Source organism: Mesorhizobium sp. P2_C4 (genome assembly GCF_056404575.1).
Genome location: NZ_JBFUDT010000003.1, coordinates 632404 through 650047, shown reverse-complemented (window position 1 = coordinate 650047; position 17644 = coordinate 632404). Strand labels below are relative to the sequence as shown.

17 protein-coding genes are annotated in these 17644 nt (G+C 61.4%); 9 read left to right on the top strand and 8 right to left on the bottom strand.

Going from position 1 to position 17644, the window contains the following annotated elements; all coding sequences use genetic code 11:
• Nucleotides 1-163 precede the first annotated feature (163 nt).
• The 4 genes from AC1DX6_RS15780 to AC1DX6_RS15765 all read left to right on the top strand — a co-directional run bounded on the left by AC1DX6_RS15780 (nt 164) and on the right by AC1DX6_RS15765 (nt 6377).
• Nucleotides 164-1000: a universal stress protein gene (locus AC1DX6_RS15780; protein ID WP_477314806.1), complete on the top strand. Its 837-nt coding sequence runs from the start codon at nt 164-166 to the stop codon at nt 998-1000.
• Between the two features lie 11 nt (nt 1001-1011).
• Complete coding sequence (locus tag AC1DX6_RS15775; RefSeq protein ID WP_477314804.1) at nt 1012-2613, top strand: MBL fold metallo-hydrolase; 1602 nt, start codon at nt 1012-1014, stop codon at nt 2611-2613.
• A gap of 122 nt (nt 2614-2735) precedes the next feature.
• Complete coding sequence (locus AC1DX6_RS15770; protein WP_477314802.1) at nt 2736-5159, top strand: phosphoketolase family protein; 2424 nt, start codon at nt 2736-2738, stop codon at nt 5157-5159.
• A 51-nt stretch (nt 5160-5210) separates the two neighbouring features.
• The gene (locus AC1DX6_RS15765; RefSeq protein WP_477314800.1) at nt 5211-6377 is read left to right on the top strand and encodes an acetate/propionate family kinase; all 1167 of its coding nucleotides are present in this window, start codon (nt 5211-5213) and stop codon (nt 6375-6377) included.
• 382 nt (nt 6378-6759) lie between these two features.
• Here the strand turns inward: AC1DX6_RS15765 and AC1DX6_RS15760 are convergent, their stop codons facing one another.
• Both AC1DX6_RS15760 and AC1DX6_RS15755 read right to left on the bottom strand, forming a co-directional pair.
• Nucleotides 6760-7275, bottom strand: a complete 516-nt coding sequence (locus tag AC1DX6_RS15760; RefSeq protein ID WP_477314798.1) for an N-acetyltransferase family protein — start codon at nt 7273-7275, stop codon at nt 6760-6762.
• Between the two features lie 68 nt (nt 7276-7343).
• On the bottom strand, nt 7344-7991 hold the full coding sequence (locus AC1DX6_RS15755) for a helix-turn-helix domain-containing protein (protein ID WP_477314797.1): 648 nt from the start codon (nt 7989-7991) through the stop codon (nt 7344-7346).
• A gap of 215 nt (nt 7992-8206) precedes the next feature.
• Between AC1DX6_RS15755 and AC1DX6_RS15750 the strand changes: the two genes are divergently transcribed.
• The 5 genes from AC1DX6_RS15750 (at nt 8207) to AC1DX6_RS15730 (ending at nt 12345) form a co-directional block, all read left to right on the top strand.
• On the top strand, nt 8207-8458 hold the full coding sequence (locus tag AC1DX6_RS15750) for a hypothetical protein (RefSeq protein ID WP_477314795.1): 252 nt from the start codon (nt 8207-8209) through the stop codon (nt 8456-8458).
• Between the two features lie 87 nt (nt 8459-8545).
• Entirely contained in the window at nt 8546-9289 is a 744-nt protein-coding gene (locus AC1DX6_RS15745; protein WP_477314793.1) for a metallophosphoesterase family protein, read from the top strand.
• Nucleotides 9256-10719 carry a protein kinase domain-containing protein gene (locus AC1DX6_RS15740; RefSeq protein WP_477314791.1) on the top strand — a complete coding sequence of 488 codons (1464 nt, stop codon included), beginning with the start codon at nt 9256-9258 and terminating at the stop codon, nt 10717-10719. Before AC1DX6_RS15745 ends, AC1DX6_RS15740 begins: the two co-directional genes overlap by 34 nt.
• A 233-nt stretch (nt 10720-10952) precedes the next feature.
• Entirely contained in the window at nt 10953-11474 is a 522-nt protein-coding gene (locus tag AC1DX6_RS15735; protein WP_477314789.1) for an SRPBCC family protein, read from the top strand.
• 373 nt (nt 11475-11847) lie between these two features.
• Nucleotides 11848-12345: a sulfocyanin-like copper-binding protein gene (locus tag AC1DX6_RS15730; protein WP_477314787.1), complete on the top strand. Its 498-nt coding sequence runs from the start codon at nt 11848-11850 to the stop codon at nt 12343-12345.
• A gap of 114 nt (nt 12346-12459) precedes the next feature.
• On the opposite strand, the gene AC1DX6_RS15725 is transcribed toward AC1DX6_RS15730, so the two are convergent.
• The 6 genes from AC1DX6_RS15725 to AC1DX6_RS15700 all read right to left on the bottom strand — a co-directional run bounded on the left by AC1DX6_RS15725 (nt 12460) and on the right by AC1DX6_RS15700 (nt 17569).
• On the bottom strand, nt 12460-13050 hold the full coding sequence (locus AC1DX6_RS15725; protein WP_477314785.1) for an NAD(P)H-dependent oxidoreductase: 591 nt from the start codon (nt 13048-13050) through the stop codon (nt 12460-12462).
• A gap of 32 nt (nt 13051-13082) precedes the next feature.
• The gene (locus tag AC1DX6_RS15720; protein WP_477314783.1) at nt 13083-13469 is read right to left on the bottom strand and encodes a hypothetical protein; all 387 of its coding nucleotides are present in this window, start codon (nt 13467-13469) and stop codon (nt 13083-13085) included.
• Between the two features lie 83 nt (nt 13470-13552).
• Nucleotides 13553-14806, bottom strand: a complete 1254-nt coding sequence (locus tag AC1DX6_RS15715; protein WP_477314781.1) for an MgtC/SapB family protein — start codon at nt 14804-14806, stop codon at nt 13553-13555.
• 10 nt (nt 14807-14816) lie between these two features.
• Nucleotides 14817-15266 carry a thioredoxin TrxC gene (trxC, locus tag AC1DX6_RS15710; RefSeq protein WP_477314779.1) on the bottom strand — a complete coding sequence of 150 codons (450 nt, stop codon included), beginning with the start codon at nt 15264-15266 and terminating at the stop codon, nt 14817-14819.
• Between the two features lie 28 nt (nt 15267-15294).
• Nucleotides 15295-17148 carry a heavy metal translocating P-type ATPase gene (locus tag AC1DX6_RS15705; RefSeq protein WP_477315129.1) on the bottom strand — a complete coding sequence of 618 codons (1854 nt, stop codon included), beginning with the start codon at nt 17146-17148 and terminating at the stop codon, nt 15295-15297.
• Between the two features lie 34 nt (nt 17149-17182).
• On the bottom strand, nt 17183-17569 hold the full coding sequence (locus tag AC1DX6_RS15700) for a DUF302 domain-containing protein (RefSeq protein ID WP_436261611.1): 387 nt from the start codon (nt 17567-17569) through the stop codon (nt 17183-17185).
• Between the last annotated feature and the right edge of the window lie 75 nt (nt 17570-17644).

The following is a 17644-nucleotide window of genomic DNA, read 5'->3' as shown; positions in this document are numbered from 1 at the left end:
GCGGCGCCAATCGGTTTTGGCGAGCGTACCTGCGCAAACCTTATGCCGCCCCACCGATCGCAGCATTTGCGGTGGATCAATGCTCGCGCCGTCGATTGCCTCCAAAGTGTCGAAGCGCTGGCATGACGGTGGCGCGACCTTGTCGCAACGGAGGCGGAATCTGATGAAGCTCATGGCATCCCTCTGCATGGCCACATACCCGGATGCGAACACACCAAAGATCGCATCGAATGCAGTCGCACTCGCCAGGAATATCGACGCGACGCTGCATGCCGTTGCCATCAATGTCGACATTCCCGACGTTTCGAACGCGCTCTCAAATTACTTGCTGGACCTTCCCTACAAGATACAAGAGGTCGAGGCGACCAGTCGTAAGCATGGCAAAGAACTGCTCGGGACAATTACCCAAGAGGCCGCGCACGCGGGTGTGACCATCACCACGCAGGAGTTGACCGCACCACCAGCCTTGATGGGCGATGTCGCCGCGAAGCATTCCCGCTATTTCGACCTCTGTCTGGTCGGCTGGGCGCCAACCAACCAGACGGCGCGGATGCTAGCCGAGGCGATACTGTTCGGCTCGGGTCGACCGACCTTGCTTCTTCCCGACTCCACGGACGTTGGGGTGCTTGGACATGTCGTCATCGCCTGGGACGGCAGCCGAGTGGCCGCACGGGCCGTTGCCGACGCGCGGGCCTTTCTTGACCGTGCGTCCATGGTCACCGTTGTGACCGTCACCGACGAAAAGCCGCTTCCGGGACAGGGCATCGGCGAACGCCTTGCGCTGGGCTTGAGGACGCGTGGGCTGGTGGCCAAGGCTGCCTCTATCCGGGCAGGGGACAGTTCGATCGGAACCGCTCTACAGGAGCATGCTCTCAAGATCGGCGGCGACCTGCTTGTCATGGGCGGATACGGTCACTCCCGCGTCAGGGACTTCGTGCTTGGCGGTGCCACCGAAGGCATTCTCGCGGATCTGCGCCTGCCTGTTCTCTTGTCGCATTAGGTCGACCCAAGATGAGAGGCGAGACGGATCCTATCCTGCGTTTCCACGGCGCAGCCCATGGCGTCACCGGCTCATGTTATGAGATCGAGACGCCGCATTCGCGCATCCTCATCGACTGTGGTCTCTTCCAAGGGTCGAAGTCGGAACGGGAATTGAACTATGGAGCATTCCCGTTTCCACCGGAAGCGATTGACGCTGTCATTCTGACGCACGCGCATATCGATCACAGCGGCCTTTTGCCGAAACTGGTCAAACACGGCTTTTCTGGACCCATCCATACGACCCGCGCCACCATCGATCTCTGCTCGGTCATGCTGCCGGACGCGGCGCATATCCAGGAAATGGAGGTCGAGCAGCTGAACCGTCGTAACGCGCAGCGCGGGCGCCCGCCCGTCGAGCCGATCTACAGTCAGCAGGATGCGGCCGCGTGCATGACCTTGTTCCGCGCCCTTGAATATGGCGAATGGACCACGGTCGCCGAAGGCCTTCGCGCTCGCTTCTGGAACGCTGGCCACCTGCTTGGTTCGGCGTCGGTGGAGCTCGAGATCGACCGACACGATGCGCCGCTGCGCATCATATTCTCGGGCGACATCGGCCCAGGCCACAAGCTGCTTCAAACCGATCCCGAGGGGCCCGCTGGCGTTGACTATCTGATCTGCGAGTCGACCTATGGCGATCGCGACCGGCCGGACGTTTCGCCCGAACAGCGGCGATCCCAACTCGGCGACATCGTGCGTGACGCCGCCGAGGCGGGCGGCCCCCTCATCATTCCGTCCTTTGCTGTCGAGAGGACGCAAGAACTACTGGTCGATCTGTATTTGCTCATGAAAGCGGGGGAGGTGCCGTCAGCCCCGGTCTTCGTCGACTCGCCGCTGGCAACACGCGCCAGTGCGATTTTCGAACGCCATGCCAACGAGATAGAACAGGGTGACGTGCTGCGCCTGGCCCTCAACTCGAAGGAGCTTCGCTTCACCGAGACGGTGGAACAGAGCAAGGCGATCAACCGCCTCACCGGCTTCTTCGTGGTGATCGCCGCCAGCGGCATGTGCGATGCGGGCCGTATCCGCCATCATCTCAAGGCCAATCTCTGGCGAAGGAACGCCACGATAATGATGGCCGGATACCAGGCCCAAGGATCGCTCGGCAGGATCCTGCTCGACGGCGCGCAGCGCGTGCGCATCCAGGGCGAGGAAGTCGAGGTCAAGGCACGTATCAGCCTGTTCGACCTCTATTCCGGCCACGCCGACGCCAGCGAACTGGTCGCCTGGCTCAAGGCCCGAACTCCGGTGAAGCAACAGGTGTTCCTGACGCATGGAGAAGAGCCTGGACTTGGCGGCTTGCGTGGAAGGCTTGCAGGACTGATACCCGACGACAAGATCATTATCCCGAGGCTGGACGATGCTTTCCAATTGACCCCCGGTCGCAGTTTGCCGGTCGAGGTCAACGAGCCTCGCCGTCTGAGGCCGGAAAAGATTGCCCGCCTCGACTGGCACAATGACCTTTCAAAGCTTCTCCTGGACGTGAACGAGGCGGTCAGCGCCGCGGCCGACGAGAGGAGTCGCGCAGCGGTCATCAGGCGCATGCGCAGGGCGCTCGAGGACACGGACGCATAGAGACCGCGAAGCGATGAACTGAAGGCGCGCTAGCGCGTTGGTGTCCATTCGCTGCAGATCGACGAACACATGCCCATGTCGCAATCTGCGACCGGGCGCCAACAGGGCAATGGGAGCCAGACATGACCGAGCATACGACAATACCAGCTTCCAGTGGCCGGCTGTCAGATCGCGAATTGCACGATATCGACGCCTATTGGCGCGCTGCCAACTATCTGACGATTGGCCAGATCTACCTGCTCGACAATCCGTTGCTGCGCGAACCGTTGCGGCTGGAGCACGTCAAGCCGCGCCTGCTTGGCCATTGGGGAACGTCGCCGGGACTGAGCTTCATCTATGCGCACCTCAATCGCGCGATCCGGCTCAGGGACGCAAATGTGATCTATGTCTGCGGTCCCGGGCATGGCGGCCCGGCAATGGTGGCCAATACCTATCTGGAGGGCACCTACAGCGAGCTCAATCCCGACATTGCGATGGACGAGCAGGGGATGCGCAAGCTGTTCCGGCAGTTTTCGTTTCCCGGCGGTATCCCGAGCCATGCAGCACCGGATGTGCCCGGCTCGATCCATGAGGGCGGGGAGTTGGGCTATTCGCTTGCGCATGCCTATGGCGCGGCCTTTGACAATCCGGATCTTGTGGTCGCCTGTGTCGTCGGTGACGGCGAGGCTGAAACGGGACCACTGGCGGCCGCGTGGCATTCCAACAAATTCCTCAACCCCGCGCGCGACGGGGTAGTGCTGCCGATCCTGCATCTGAACGGCTACAAGATCGCCAATCCAACCATTCTGGCGCGCATTCCCGAAGACGAATTGCGCGCGCTGTTTACCGGCTACGGCTACGAGCCGCTGTTCGTGGAAGGCGACGAGCCGGCCCTGATGCATGAGCGGATGGCGGGCGTACTCGACGATGCGTTTGATCGGATCCATTCTATCCAGCATGCCGCACGCAACGGACCTGTGGCGGCCGCGTCGCGACCAAAATGGCCGATGATCGTGCTGAGGAGTCCCAAGGGGTGGACGGGACCGAAAGAGGTCGACGGTCTGAAGACCGAGGGCTTCTGGCGCTCGCATCAGGTTCCCCTATCAGGCCTTGCCGAAAACCCAGCCCATCTCAAGCTGCTCGAGGAATGGCTGAAAAGCTACCGGCCCGAGGAGCTGTTCGACGCCGCAGGCGCTCCTGTCGCCTCGATCCGCGCCACGGCACCCCAGGCGACGAAACGTATGAGCGCCAACCCGCATGCCAATGGCGGCTTGCTGCGCAGGTCTCTCGAACTGCCCGGGTTGCATGATCACGCAATTGCGCTCGAGCACCCCGGCGACGCAAAGGCGGAGTCGACGCGGGTCATGGGCAGTTTCCTGCGGGATGTCATGCAGTTGAACGAGGCATCGAAGAACTTTCGCATCGTCGGCCCCGACGAGACTGCCTCGAACCGCCTCCAGGACGTGTTTGAAGTGACCGAGCGTGGCTGGATGGAAAAGATCCTGCCCGAAGACGTTCATCTTGGGCGCGATGGCCGGGTTCTCGAAATCCTCTCCGAGCACACCTGCCAGGGCTGGCTGGAAGGCTATTTGCTCACCGGGCGCCATGGTCTGTTTTCCTGCTACGAGGCGTTTATCCATATCGTCGATTCCATGTTCAATCAGCACGCGAAATGGCTGGATGCCTGCCGCGATATCCCGTGGCGGCGGCCGATCGCATCGCTGAATTATCTGTTGTCCAGCCATGTCTGGCATCAGGAACACAACGGCTTCAGCCATCAGGACCCTGGCTTCATCGACGTCGCCCTCAACAAGAAGGCCGACATTGTGCGGGTCTACCTGCCACCGGACGCCAACACGTTGCTGTGCGTGACCGACCATGTGCTGCAGACCTGGAACCGCATCAACATAATCGTCGCCGGCAAGCCGCCATCATGGCAGTGGCTGTCGATGGACAGGGCAATCGTTCACTGCAGGGCAGGGATCGGCATCTGGGACTGGGCGTCAACGGACGATGGGGCTGAGCCCGACGTCGTGATGGCTTGCGCTGGCGACGTCCCGACCCTCGAAACGCTGGCGGCAGTGCAGATCCTGAGGCAACAGGTTCCCGATCTCAGGATCAGGGTGGTCAATGTCGTCGACCTGATGACTCTTCAGCCAAAGGAAAATCATCCGCACGGTCTTTCGGATCGCGATTTCGATGCGCTGTTCACCACCGACAAGCCGGTCATCTTTGCCTATCACGGCTATCCCTGGACCATTCATCGCCTGACTTATCGCCGCACCAACCACGACAATATCCATGTGCGCGGCTACAACGAGGAAGGGACGACGACGACACCTTTCGATATGACTGTTCTGAACGGCCTTGACCGCTTCCATCTCATCAAAAGCGTCCTTGACTGGGTTCCGCAACTGAAAAGCGTCCGGGTCGCCTTGAAGCAGGCGATGGAAAGCAAGCTGCTTGAACATCGAGCCTATATTCGCGCCCATGGTCAGGATATGCCGGAGATCCTTGGCTGGAAGTGGGGACAGGATCCTGATGCGGCGCCGAAGCGTCCAGATTGAGCTGATGCCCGTCCACAAGCACATCGGGCGAGAAACATACTGGATGGCTTCATGACCGATGCGATCCTTGTCCTGAACGGTGGTTCTTCCAGCCTGAAGTTCGCCGTCTTCGAAGGGCGTGACGAACTTCCGCTACTGCTGCGCGGCAACGTCTCTTCTCTCGGCCATCAACCGCGGCTGCGAGTCGAGGCCCCGGCCGGCAGGTCCAGGATCGACAGAAGCCTCGGCGACACACCGATCGATATCGCCAAGGCGTTCGCAGCAGTTGCATCCGTGCTAGCCGAAAGCGGATTGCTGCGTCGCATCGACAGGGTAGGGCACAGGATCGTTCACGGCGGGCGTGACTTCACCGAAGCGACGCGGCTCGACAAACGCACGCTCAAAGCACTGCGCCTGCTCGAGCCGATGGCGCCTATCCATCAACGGATCAATCTCGAGATTGTCGCGATGGCCACGGACCTCTTGCCGCAGGCCCTCCAGATCGGGTGCTTCGACACGGCGTTTCATTCGACCCGGCCGGAGCTTGCCAAAATCTACGGGCTGCCGCGCGCGATGACCGAGGCGGGCATCGTTTCCTACGGGTTTCATGGGCTGTCCTATAGCCATATCGCTTCGAAGCTGCGAGACCGATACGGCGTGGGCGCCGGCGGCCGGACGATCGTCGCCCATCTCGGCAGCGGCGCCAGCCTGTGCGCAATGAGATCAGGGGCAAGTGTCGCCACCACCATGGGGTTTTCGACACTCGATGGTCTCGTTATGAGCACCCGCTGTGGCGCAATCGATCCCGGGGTCATTCTCTATCTTCTGCAGAATCAGAAGCTGTCGCCTAAAGAACTCACTATGCTGCTTTACGAGAGCTCCGGCCTGCTGGGCGTGTCCGGTGTTTCCGGAGATATGCAGACGCTGCTTGGGTCGAACGACCCGGCGGCGGCACAAGCCGTTGACCTCTTCATTTATCGCGTCGGGCGCGAAATAGGCTCTATGGTAGCCGCGCTCGGAGGGCTCGACACGCTGGTGTTTACCGCCGGAATCGGCGAGCACGCAGCTCAGATTCGGCAGAGGATATGTGTCGAGGCTGGATGGCTTGGCGTCATGGTCGATGATGATCACAATCTGCGTGGCGACGATGTGGTGAGTGCCCCGAATTCGCGGGTCGATGTCCTTGTCATCCCCGCGAATGAAGAAAGCGCGGTGGCTAAGGAGATGCTCATCTTCTGAACCAGATGCGGTTGATCTAGCACTTCGGCCGCTTCTTCATCATGGCGGCCAATCCGCCGATGAACGCCCGCGTGCCGGCGCCAGTTCGAAGCAATGCTCCGATAATCAATCACAATACCAGCGCTTCGGCCTGTTGACCTGGATCAAGGCAACGAAACTCGGCTCGGCTTAGCCTTCTCGTAAATGGAGAAGCCCGCAATGCCTATCGAATCGACCGTAATCATAACCTCTGTAGTCCTCGCATTTGTGTTCTTTTCGGCCGTATTGGCATTTGGACAGATCACTTATAACCGCCCCGCCACGCCAGCCGCTCGCCGGCGAAAGTAAGTTCTGGGGAGGGTGACAAGAAGCAGGGTTGGTTGGGCTGCTCGGACCGCGGCAGCTAGGCGGTTGATCGCGCCCCCAGTTCCCGCCGAACCAGGACAAGCGTCGCATCGTCGGGATCGGTCGTGACGGTGAAACCCATATCGCGCTCGACCTCGATCGCAGCGCGGTTTTCGCGGCTCTCGATCGATTCGATGGCCTCGAGGCCGAGTTCCTCGGCATATTTGGAAATATAGGCGAGCAGCTCCCAGCCAACGCCCAGATGCTTGCGATCCGCGCGAATGCAAATCGCAACCTCGCCGGTTCGGTCGGCTCGATCGCTTGCCAGCGTCGCTACCGCGATCAGCATCCCCTCGATCGAGAAGGCGAGGAAATTATGGATATGGGGGTCGTCCGAGCGCGTCATCGCCACCAGCCGTTCGTGCAAGACTTCCTTCACAGCGCCGAGAAAGCGGAAGCGCAGGTCGTCCGGGGTCACATGGGTGAAGAACTCGGCCAGCGCTGGTTCATCTTCAGGGCGCGCGCGACGCACTTCGAAGCGAAAGCCGGTATGGGTGATAAGTGTGTTGTTCATCGTTATCTGGTCCTTGAAACCGTACCGGTGCTGCGGCGTGGTGATGTCTCTTCCGCAGGGCGAAGCCCCTATTCGCCCATGGTCTGCAACACGTCCTGCTTGAGGATTTCGATGTTGCGCAGGTTAAGCAGGCGGATCACGCCCTTGTCCTTCAGCCGGGTGAAAACCCGCGATACGGTCTCGATGGTGAGGCCGAGATAGTCGCCGATGTCCATGCGTGACATCGGCAGCTCGACCTGTCGCAATCCGCCTTGCCGCTCGGCCATGTCGACCAGGAAGGCGGCGACGCGTTCAATGGCATTCTGGCGGCCGAGAACCAGCAGATGTTCCTGCGCGCGGGTCAAACCCTTCAGCGCCAGGGGCAATAGTTGGCGGGACATGTCCGCCCCGGCGGCGAGCCGCAAGACGCGGACAGCTGTGGCGTTGATTGCCTCTGCGAAGAAATGATGCGTTGCGTCTGCCTCGAGCCCGAATGTCTCTCCGGCGAGGTGAAAGGCGCTGATCTGCCGGCGACCGTCGGCAAGCAGACGGTAGATGCGCACGGCACCGAACTCGACCTGATAGAAGGCTCCAGCCTTCTCGCCCTGGGCATAGATTTCGGCGCCTGCGGGAAAAAAGCTTAGCGGCTGCAACGGTGTCGGGTCGAATGCGTTCGGCAGGGTTGGTTGCACAGAAAGCGACGGCAGTGAAATTTTGGAACTCGTGTAGGCGTGCATGGCTGTTTTCCCGGTTGATCCGTGACAAAGCAATCGCGCGAATCCGGGGGTTGCGAAATTCGGTTATATCCCTACGGGAAACTACCTAGTCGTGCGGATTGTTGATCTACATCAAGTGCCCAGGCGCGCGGGTCGCCTAAGTCCTTCTTCGCTTTGGGCGATGGCAATCGGGAGTCGTTTCGAATTCTAGCATCGGAACGGCTGGTGGGCAGCGAATGTACCTTCCGCAATTCCTGGTGGGAATGTCTGTCACCTCGACCATCGTCGCGGTCTGGACCTACGCAGAAACGGGCTCGGTCTGGACAGCACTGGGCTGGGCGATTATCGACTTGGTCGTTCTGCAGGTCGGATACTTCGTCTTTGTCATACGCCTGGTTTCCAAAGGCGCGAGCGCAGACGCTGAAACAGACTCTGCGTCACTCAGCCATGTTGTTGCACCGCCCCAAAAAGACGGCACGTTGCATTAGCCGTCCCCTATGATCGCGACGCAGCCATATCAAATCAATCACGTCACGCGCCTTGCCATGTTTTGCCAATCTCTGGGACAAGGTTGAATGCGCATCGCGATCCTGTCTGACATCCATGCCAATCGCGAGGCGTTCGACGCGGTCCTGGAAGCTGTTCACGAACGCGGTAGTCCAGACGAATTGGTATTGCTCGGCGATCTGGTCGGCTACGGTCCTGATCCCATCTATGTGATCGAAAAGGCCGCCCAACTGATGGCTGACGGCGCGCTTTGCATCATGGGCAACCACGACGAAGCGGTAGCGTTGAACCTGAGTAACATGACTGAGAATGCGCGGTTCGCCGTCCAGTGGACTCGCAAACGCATCGCCCCGGCGCATCTCGATTTCCTGGCGCGACTACAGCTTTCGCTGCAATCCGAAGACCGCCTGTATGTGCACGCAAGTGCGGAACGACCGGGAAAGTGGCCCTATATCCGCGACGTGGATTCAGCGGAACGCTGCCTCTCGGCAAGCGATGCGCGCTTCGTTTTCTGCGGCCACACCCACATTCCCGCCATCTACTACGCGCTGCCCGGCCGCCGGCCGATGCATTTTCAGCCGCATGACAATGTGGCTGCCCCCCTGTCGGAGATGAGGCGGCACCTGGTGATCGCCGGCGCGATCGGCCAACCGCGCGACGGCAACCCGGCGGCGTGCTTTGTTCTTGTCGACACGCAGCGGCAAGAGGTCACGATGGTTCGTGTTCCCTATGATCACGAAGAAACAGCCCGCAAGATCCACGCCGCCGGCCTGCCTGGATGGCTTGGCATGCGGCTGAAGATCGGCCGCTAGGCTTCAAGGAGATCTATTCGATGCGACGGTTTGAGGCAGGCGCAGTCATCGATGGTTTCGAGCTGGTCGAAAAACTCCCCTCCGGCGGCATGGCCTCGCTCTGGCGGGCGACCAACCCGCGCTATGATTTTCCGCTTGTGCTGAAGATCCCCTTTCTCGACCCGGGCGAGGATGTTTCCGTCATAATCGGCTACGAGGTGGAGGAGATGATCCTGAGACGCCTGTCGGGGCCGCATGTGCCGCGTTTCGCGGCATCCGGGAGCCTGGCGGAGGTTCCCTACATAGCCATGGAGTTCGTGGCCGGCATCGGCCTGGCGGATCACGTCGGCAATGCGCCGCTACCTGTGGACGAGGTGGCAAGGATCGGCATCGAGATAGCGACGGCGCTCGCCGCCCTGCACCGGCAGAAGGTCGTACATCTCGATCTCAAACCCGAAAATATCATGCTCACCAGGCGGGGTGTGGTGCTCCTCGACTTCGGGCTCGCCCGACATGCAGAGCTTCCCGATCTTCTTGGTGCGGAAAGGTCAGTGCCGATGGGCACTGCCGCCTATATTTCGCCCGAACAGGTGCTCGGGGAGAGGACCGATCCTGCAAGTGACCTGTTTGCATTGGGTTGTATCCTCTATCAGCTGGCCACGGGTGAGGAGCCGTTCGGGCGGCCGGCCACTTTCGCCGGGATGAAGCGCCGGCTCTATCATGCTCCCAGATCGCCGCGAGATATCAACGAGGCTATTCCGCGGTGGCTGGAAGCCATCATTATGCGATGCCTGGAAGTGGACAGGTCTCGACGATATGTCGAGGCGGCGCATGTTCTTTCGGATCTCAGAAACCCCGACCAGGTCGTGGTTACCAAGCGTAATCCACGGGACGAAGGGGCGTGGGCTACCATCACCAGCGTGTTTCGCAAGACGGATGACAGGTCGCTCGTAGGCAGGCCGAGCTCGACAAGGACACAGGCCGGACCGTCGATTGTTCTTGCCGCAGTCGACCTGGCCAATGGCAGCGATGCGTTGGCGGGCGAGGTTCTCAACGAAACCGCGCGTGTGCTGGCTTCGCGGGAGGATTCGTGGCTGGCCTGCGTGACGGTCCTGAAGACCGAAATCATCGGCGAGACGCCGGCGACCGACGAAACAGGGCGCTCGGTCTATTTGAAGCGGCTCGTGGCGCTGAAGGATTGGGCCCATCCACTGCATCTGCCGGAAGACCGCATCAGCTATCATGTGCTTGAAGCGGTCAGCCCCGCTGATGCGATCCTCAACTACGCCGAGCACAATGACGTCGGACATATCGTGGTTGGAGCGCGGGCGTCCTCGGCAATCCGCCGTCACCTCGGCAGCGTCTCGACCAAAGTCGTGGCACAGGCCCTTTGCTCGGTTTCAGTGGTCCGATTGAAGGCAGTCGAAGAACAGCAGCGGCGGCCGCTTTGATGCGCTTCAGGATTTAGGGGCGTCTTTACAGGAGGATCACGGACAGCAGTAAGCGAAGCTCAGCCAACGCGATTTTCATACATTTAGTGTAGCCCAACTGGGCATCGCCACTTTGACACAAATCAACGCCGCGGCTCCGAGAGAGCGCCTAATCTGCAGGTCTTCATCCGACACGGGATCGGAATGTTTTCTTAGGTCTGTCCTGAAACCAGGGATGAACCGGAGGTGAGACAATGCCAGCAGTGTCACGTTCCATCGAAACTACCGTCAGGATAGAATCCGCAGTCGAGACCGTGTTCGCCTATCTCGACGACCACAGGCATCTTGGGGCTCACATGAGCGCCTCGTCATGGATGATGCTCGGTTCGAAAATGGACTACGAGTTCGACGCGGGCGAGGCCCGCTTAGTCGGCTCCAAGTTTGGATTCCATGGAAAGATACTTGGAATTGCGCTGTCTGCGGAACAGGTGGTTACAAACCGGATGCCACCCAGACTGAAGGTCTGGGAGACCATCGGAGCGCCAAATCTCTGGGTAATCGGCCGCTATCGCATGGGTTTCGAAATAGTGCCCGAGGCGAGAGGGTCCCGGCTTCGAGTCTTCATTGAATACGACCTGCCGGAAGCGGCACCGTCCCGTTGGCTTGGCCTGATCTTTGCGAGTGCATACGCACGCTGGTGTACTGGCCGGATGGCGAAAGACGCGGCCCGCTATTTCGAGACGGCGGGGGCGCAGGCAGTCCCTTCGACAGGCTGAGCGAGGAGCGTCGGCTCCGAACCGTGTGCCTCGCTCCCCTCTGACAATTTCGACCACATCATCGAGCTTGCCGATCGCTGCAGGTTTGCCCGTCGCTTCAGCGAACTCCATTGCGGCGCTCACCTTCGGCCCCATGGAGCTGGCTGCAAAATCCCGACCGGATATCTCTTACCGTTGCACCCCGCCGGAGCGCGCGGGCGGTGGCGGTGCCGTAGTCGGCATAGACCGCATCAACTGGCTGACATCAGCATCGGCGCCGCTGATGGGGTGGCCCCGGTCGGTTTGATCTGGCGCAACGACGGTGGGCGACGTTCATGAACGGGATGGCATCGGGATGTAGAGCGCTTCTGCTGCCGTCCTGAAGGAGATCGCCATGAAAACCATATTGAGGAGAGCAGCACTCGGGCTTGCTGCCGCAATGCTCATGGCCGGCAGTGCCGGCGCCGTTCGGGCTGCTTCGCTTGTCGAGATCTCGTTGTGGGACAAGGGCGCGGGTACGGAGATGCCGATGGGGCTCACCTATGCGACGCCGGGACTCGACCTCGCCAGGGCGACCATGGGCATCAAGGCTTTGCCCGGTGCAGTGAAGGCCGGGGAGGTCACATTCAATGTGAAAAATGACTCCAAGGACACGATCCACGAAATGATCGTGATGTACCTTGCCGAACCTGGCAGGCCGCTTCCTTATCTTGAGGCCGAGAACCGGGTCGACGAAGACAAGGCCGGCGACAAGGGCGAGGTTTCGGAACTCGATCCGGGCAAGTCAGGCACATTGACCGTCGATCTGAAGGCTGGAAAATACCTGCTTATCTGCAACGTACCAGGTCACTATGGTGCCGGAATGTGGGCCGAATTCACTGTCGATCCATGAAGCAGGGCGCGCCCTGGCCGGAAAGCTTCGACTGTCGCCGTTCCGACGCTTGCCGGGTCGCTAGTCTTTTTTGCGGCGCATCGCACGAAGTGTCTGACTGCTCAGATCGCTGCGCTAAAGCGCTCGCTCGCCGAGATCGCGCATCTGGCTGATCCACTTCGCGCGGGTCGCATCGCTGGCGCCAGCGACCATGCCGAACAAGGCCTCGCGCACCGGACTGATGCCGACAAAATGCAGAATACTTCGCTTCATGCCGGCGATGCCGTGTCCGAGGAACCATAGCCGGTAGACGACGGAAGGCATGCCCATCGTCACCACGACGCGCGCAGAGCGGCCGCGAAGAAGTGTCTTGGTGAAACCGCCGCCCTTGTCCGGGTAGGCGAAGGCCGTCCCTGGCCGCATCACCTGTTCCAGGAATGCCTTCAGCAGAGCCGGCATCGTTCCGAGCCACAGCGGGAAGACAAAGACGATGTGCTCCGCCCACACGATCGCCTCGGCTGCATCCTTCAACTCGTCGGGAACCGCACCATGTTCGAACTCCTGCATTGACCGCAGCATCGGAAAATCAAGTGCTGCCAGATCGACCCGGCGGACAGCGTGCCCCGCCTTTTCCGCGCCTTCGCCATAGGCGTTGGCAAGACCGCGGCAGAGCCGGTCCGGCGACGGGTCGGGATGGCTGACCACAATGAGAATGCGTCGCGACATGGTCTACTCCCAGGGAGCCTGGCCCCGAGGCGTCAAGGCCGTTCGACCCGTGCCACCTGGTAGGTGTGCATGGCGCCGTTGCGCTCTATCGACACGTACTCACCGGTCACGAACCGTTCGTCGCCGAGATGGAAGCCGACCTCGTCGTCGCGATCGCCCTCGGCATAGTCGAAATACCACTGTCCGCCCGGTTTGCGCCTCAGCCGGCCGATCAGATCCTCCTCGCCGGTGCGAAAGCGACGAACACGGCAAGAGGCCTTGTGCGATTTCCATTCTTCCGCATCGATCTTTCCTTCGCCGGTCAACGGCGCCAGCAGGTCGTAGCCCTCTTCGCGGTCGCCATCTGGGTGGCCTTTTTCACGCGCGAGCAGCAGCCGGACATTGCGGAATTTCGGGGTGAGGTCCTTCAGATTGGTCATGGCAAACTCCTTTCACGGAGTTTTATAGAGCGGCGCGGTCCCGGCCCTTGATCCGCATCAAGGAAGGCTCGAGAACAGCGCCTCTATCCAGGACCGAGCAACAGGAGGGCGCAGATGCCGATGGTCGCTGCGATCAGGGTTGCTACGGCTAGTGGCAGCCAGAATCTAACCGGACCGGCAAATACTGCGAGCGACAGGCGGCCGATGCCGTTTGCTGCCAGCGCCGCGAGCACGGCCTGTCCCACGGTCTCAACGGACACGGAATGCTTGACTAGGCGCAGCGCGCCAAGCACCGAGACATCGACATCGAATGTGCCTGCCAGCGCCGAACTCGCTAGCAGACCGCGCCCGCCGAATTGAGTGGCCAGCCCGGCACTTGCGGTTGACACGATCGCAAAGAGCAAGGCGAAGAGCAGCAACGGGCCCAGTTCGAATGGATTGCGCGCGATCGCGCTGCCTTCACCGTTCCCGCCGCCGCGAGTCAGCAGCAATGCCCCGCAGACAGCCAAGGCAAGCGCCGCGGCAATCGCCGGAATGGCGACCGAGGCGAACACGCTTGGTTCGACGATCAGAACCACGGCGCAGACGCGCAGCACCGAAACCATTGCAGCCAGGGATGCAGCCCCGACGAACGGCAGCGGATTGCTTGCCGACGCCGCATTGCGGGCAAGCGCCAAAGTCACCGCGGTCGAAGAGACGATCGCACCGGCGAGCGAACTGACCAGCAGACCACGCGTATTGCCAAGAATGCGAACAGCCACATAGCCGCCGAACGAAATCGAAGCCATCAGCACCGTCAGGAACCATACTTCCCAAGGATTGAAACCGCCCCACGGATCCATCGTCCGGTTTGGCAACAGGGGCAGAACGATCGCCGTCATCACCGCCAGGATCAGCGCTGAACGCAGTTCAACCCAGGTCAATCGCTTCAACAGGCCATGCAAGACCTCTCGGCTGGCCAGGACCGTCGCCAGTGCCGCCCCACCGGCAGCAGCTGCTCGATAATCGCCGGCGACGGAGAGCGCCCCAAGCGCGAAAACGCCAAGGCCGGCGATCACGCTCGTGACGCTGAAATCCTCATCATGGACGGCCTCGCGCGCCTTGAACCAGGCGAAGATTGCCGCAAAGGCGATGAAGCCGCCCACCAGTACGGATACCGCGCCGAGCGCACTGGCAAGTGCGGCGAGCACGCCGCCGAGCAGGCCGGAGATGCCGAATGTCCGGATGCCGGCCGTGCGACTGCGATCCGGTGCATCGCGCTCTTGCCAACCACGCTCCAAGCCGACGAGCAGGCCTATCGCGAGGGCAAATCCGAGCCGGGCGATGAGCGAATCCATTGGGTGTCTCTCAGGCGGCGACCGTCGGCAGGCGGTCTCGAACCCACCTGACGATCTGGCTCGCCGTCATGGCACCTGATGTGCGCGCGATTTCGCGCCCGCCATGAAAGAGGATCATGGTCGGGATGCCGCGAATGCCGAGCCTGGCCGCGACGGCCTGCTCATTGTCGGAATTGAGTTTGATCAGGAGAACATGCGGCTCTAACTCACTGGCCGCGGCTTCATAGGCTGGGGCCATAGTCTTGCAGGGGCCGCACCAAGGTGCCCAGATGTCGACGACAACGGGCAGGCTGCTGCGCGCGATCTGACACTCGAAAACCCGGGTGTCGACGTCTTCCGTGTGACCCGAAAACAGCCTGTTACGGCACTTTCCACATTTCGCCTCCATGGCATTACGGGCCGGTGGCAGGCGGTTGACGCCACCGCATCTGCTGCAAACCACCAGATCATGCTGTGCCATGGCTATTCACCGATTTTGCTCTCGACCATTATGCGCGCCACAGATGTCCAACGCCAAGGGTGCGCAACGCGTTCAGGATCACCGCCACGTCAATCCCTTCCTGGAGCAGCGCTCCGGCAACCGGCGTGATCTGCCCCATGGCCGCCGCGATCATGGCCAGCCCCGACAGCGCCAGCCCAGCGATGATGCTTTGCAAGGCGATCGATCGGGTTCGCCGTGCAATCCGAACTGCATCGACAACGGGCTGCAGCCTGTCGGTCAGCACGATGACGTCGGCCGCCTCGGAGGAGGCGGTGGCACCACGTGCGCCCATGGCGACACCGACCGTTGCGACCGCTAGCGCTGGGGCGTCGTTGATGCCGTCGCCGACCATCATCGTCGGCGCCAAGACTTTCTCGGCTTCGACCGTCGCGACTTTTTCGGCAGGGGTCGCATCGGCGACTACGGCGTCGAGGTCGAGCAAGGCGGAAATGCGTTTGGCTGCCACGCCATCGTCTCCTGTCAGCATAACCATGCGCCCAATGCCGGCGGAGCGCAGCTTGCCGAGTGCATCGTGTGCATCAACACGCAGGGCGTCGCCAAACGTGAAAACACCGGCAAGCCGTCCGCCGCTTGCTAGGAAAACCCTGAGTACCGGCTCGTCCCGGTATTTTTCTTCGCCGCTTTTTGCCCAGCCGGGCAGCGGCTTGTTGGCGAGCACGAGGGCCCGCGATCCCGCCGCGATCGACATGTTGTCGACCCGGCCCTTCAGGCCCGCACCGCGATGCTCCCGGACATCGCGCGGATGCGAAAGCATCAGCTGTCTGTCGCGCGCCGCCCGGATGATCGAGTCGGCGAGCACATGGTGCGAGGCCTGTTCGAGGGATGCCAACAGCTGCAGCGAATGGTTCGCGTCACCGCCGGGTGCTGTCTCGATTTCGATGAGTTCGGCGCCGCCTATGGTCAAGGTCCCCGTCTTGTCGAAGATCGCGGTTCGGACCTGCGCAAGCGCCTCCAGAGCCGCGCTGCCTTTCATCAGGATGCCGGCACGCGCGGCGCGAGATACGCCACCGATAAAGGCAACGGGTGCCGCGAGGATGAGCGGACAAGGTGTCGCGACGACCAGCACGGCAAGCGCCCGGATCGGATCGTTGGAGATGTACCAAGCGGCACCGGAGACCAACAAAGTGGCTGGCAGCAGGAACAGCGCAAAGCGGTCGGCCATGCGGATGAACGGGGATTTCGCCGTCTGCGCCGCAGCCACCATGCGTACGATCGCGGCATAGGTGCTCTGTTCAGCCAGGGCCGAAGCCCGCATGCTGAAGGACTCGCCAGCGTTGAGGGTGCCGCTGCGCAGCAGATCGCCTGCTGTCCGCCGTTCCGGCAGCGGCTCACCGGTCACCGCCGACTCGTCGAGCGAGGCCGAAGCATCGAGCAGGATGCCGTCGACGGGAAGCTGTTCGCCGGCACGCACCAGGAGGTTGTCGCCGACGGCCACTTCTTCGACGGGGATCCTTTCTGTTCCATGTGTCGACTTGCGGTGTGCGACACGCGGTGACCGGTCGGTTAATGCCTTGAGGTTCCGCTCCGCGCGGCCGCGGGCGAAATCTTCAAGCACCGTGCCGCCGGCATACATGATCGCCACCACCACTGCCGCCAGGGATTGGCCGAGCAGCAGTGCGGCGGACATCGACACCAGCGCAATCGCATCGACACCGAAACGGCCGATCCAGAAATCGCGCAGAATGGAGATGGCGAGAGCCGCCACCACGGGCAATGTCGACACCGTCCAGATCGTGTCGGCTTCAATGGGGCCGAGCCCGGTTCGCCAGGCTCCGATTCCAACGGCGAGACCCAGGACGGCAATGACCAGCAATACGCGTCGTAGAGCAGACTCGTTCATCCGATGTCCCTCAACCTTGATGGCCCTCTTGGCGCTAGAGTTCGCGGACCATCTCCTCGAGCAGGCGACGCACATCGTTCGCGACCTGCGCAAGCTCGCGATTGCCGATAGCTCCCATTGAAGCGACCGGATCCACTGCCGCGACCTCTACCTTTCCTGGTCCGACCTCCGTGACGATGACGTTGCAGGGCAGCATGGTTCCGATCTTGTCTTCGGCCTGAAGCGCCCGCCATGCGAAATGTGGATTGCACGCGCCCAGGATCACATAGGGCCTGAAATCTGCGCCAAGCTTGGCCTTCATGGTCTGCTGGACATCGATCGATGTCAGAACGCCAAACCCCTTGCTTGCGAGCTTGTCGGTCACGTGGTCGATTGCCGCTGTGAACGGCATGGCGACGATCTTGCTGAAATAGTAGCTCATCTAACTCTCCAATCGTTGATCGCAACAGCTCGTCGCCACTTTGCGAACGACCTCGCGCATGAGCTAATCGCGATC

Bases quoted from the DNA above. Each gene is read 5' to 3' on its own strand.
- AC1DX6_RS15780 (WP_477314806.1), top strand. From the start codon at position 164: ATGAAGCTCATGGCATCCCTCTGCATGGCCACATACCCGGATGCGAAC.
- AC1DX6_RS15775 (WP_477314804.1), top strand. From the start codon at position 1,012: ATGAGAGGCGAGACGGATCCTATCCTGCGTTTCCACGGCGCAGCCCAT.
- AC1DX6_RS15770 (WP_477314802.1), top strand. From the start codon at position 2,736: ATGACCGAGCATACGACAATACCAGCTTCCAGTGGCCGGCTGTCAGAT.
- AC1DX6_RS15765 (WP_477314800.1), top strand. From the start codon at position 5,211: ATGACCGATGCGATCCTTGTCCTGAACGGTGGTTCTTCCAGCCTGAAG.
- AC1DX6_RS15760 (WP_477314798.1), bottom strand. From the start codon at position 7,275: ATGAACAACACACTTATCACCCATACCGGCTTTCGCTTCGAAGTGCGT.
- AC1DX6_RS15755 (WP_477314797.1), bottom strand. From the start codon at position 7,991: ATGCACGCCTACACGAGTTCCAAAATTTCACTGCCGTCGCTTTCTGTG.
- AC1DX6_RS15750 (WP_477314795.1), top strand. From the start codon at position 8,207: ATGTACCTTCCGCAATTCCTGGTGGGAATGTCTGTCACCTCGACCATC.
- AC1DX6_RS15745 (WP_477314793.1), top strand. From the start codon at position 8,546: ATGCGCATCGCGATCCTGTCTGACATCCATGCCAATCGCGAGGCGTTC.
- AC1DX6_RS15740 (WP_477314791.1), top strand. From the start codon at position 9,256: ATGGCTTGGCATGCGGCTGAAGATCGGCCGCTAGGCTTCAAGGAGATC.
- AC1DX6_RS15735 (WP_477314789.1), top strand. From the start codon at position 10,953: ATGCCAGCAGTGTCACGTTCCATCGAAACTACCGTCAGGATAGAATCC.
- AC1DX6_RS15730 (WP_477314787.1), top strand. From the start codon at position 11,848: ATGAAAACCATATTGAGGAGAGCAGCACTCGGGCTTGCTGCCGCAATG.
- AC1DX6_RS15725 (WP_477314785.1), bottom strand. From the start codon at position 13,050: ATGTCGCGACGCATTCTCATTGTGGTCAGCCATCCCGACCCGTCGCCG.
- AC1DX6_RS15720 (WP_477314783.1), bottom strand. From the start codon at position 13,469: ATGACCAATCTGAAGGACCTCACCCCGAAATTCCGCAATGTCCGGCTG.
- AC1DX6_RS15715 (WP_477314781.1), bottom strand. From the start codon at position 14,806: ATGGATTCGCTCATCGCCCGGCTCGGATTTGCCCTCGCGATAGGCCTG.
- trxC (WP_477314779.1), bottom strand. From the start codon at position 15,266: ATGGCACAGCATGATCTGGTGGTTTGCAGCAGATGCGGTGGCGTCAAC.
- AC1DX6_RS15705 (WP_477315129.1), bottom strand. From the start codon at position 17,148: ATGAACGAGTCTGCTCTACGACGCGTATTGCTGGTCATTGCCGTCCTG.
- AC1DX6_RS15700 (WP_436261611.1), bottom strand. From the start codon at position 17,569: ATGAGCTACTATTTCAGCAAGATCGTCGCCATGCCGTTCACAGCGGCA.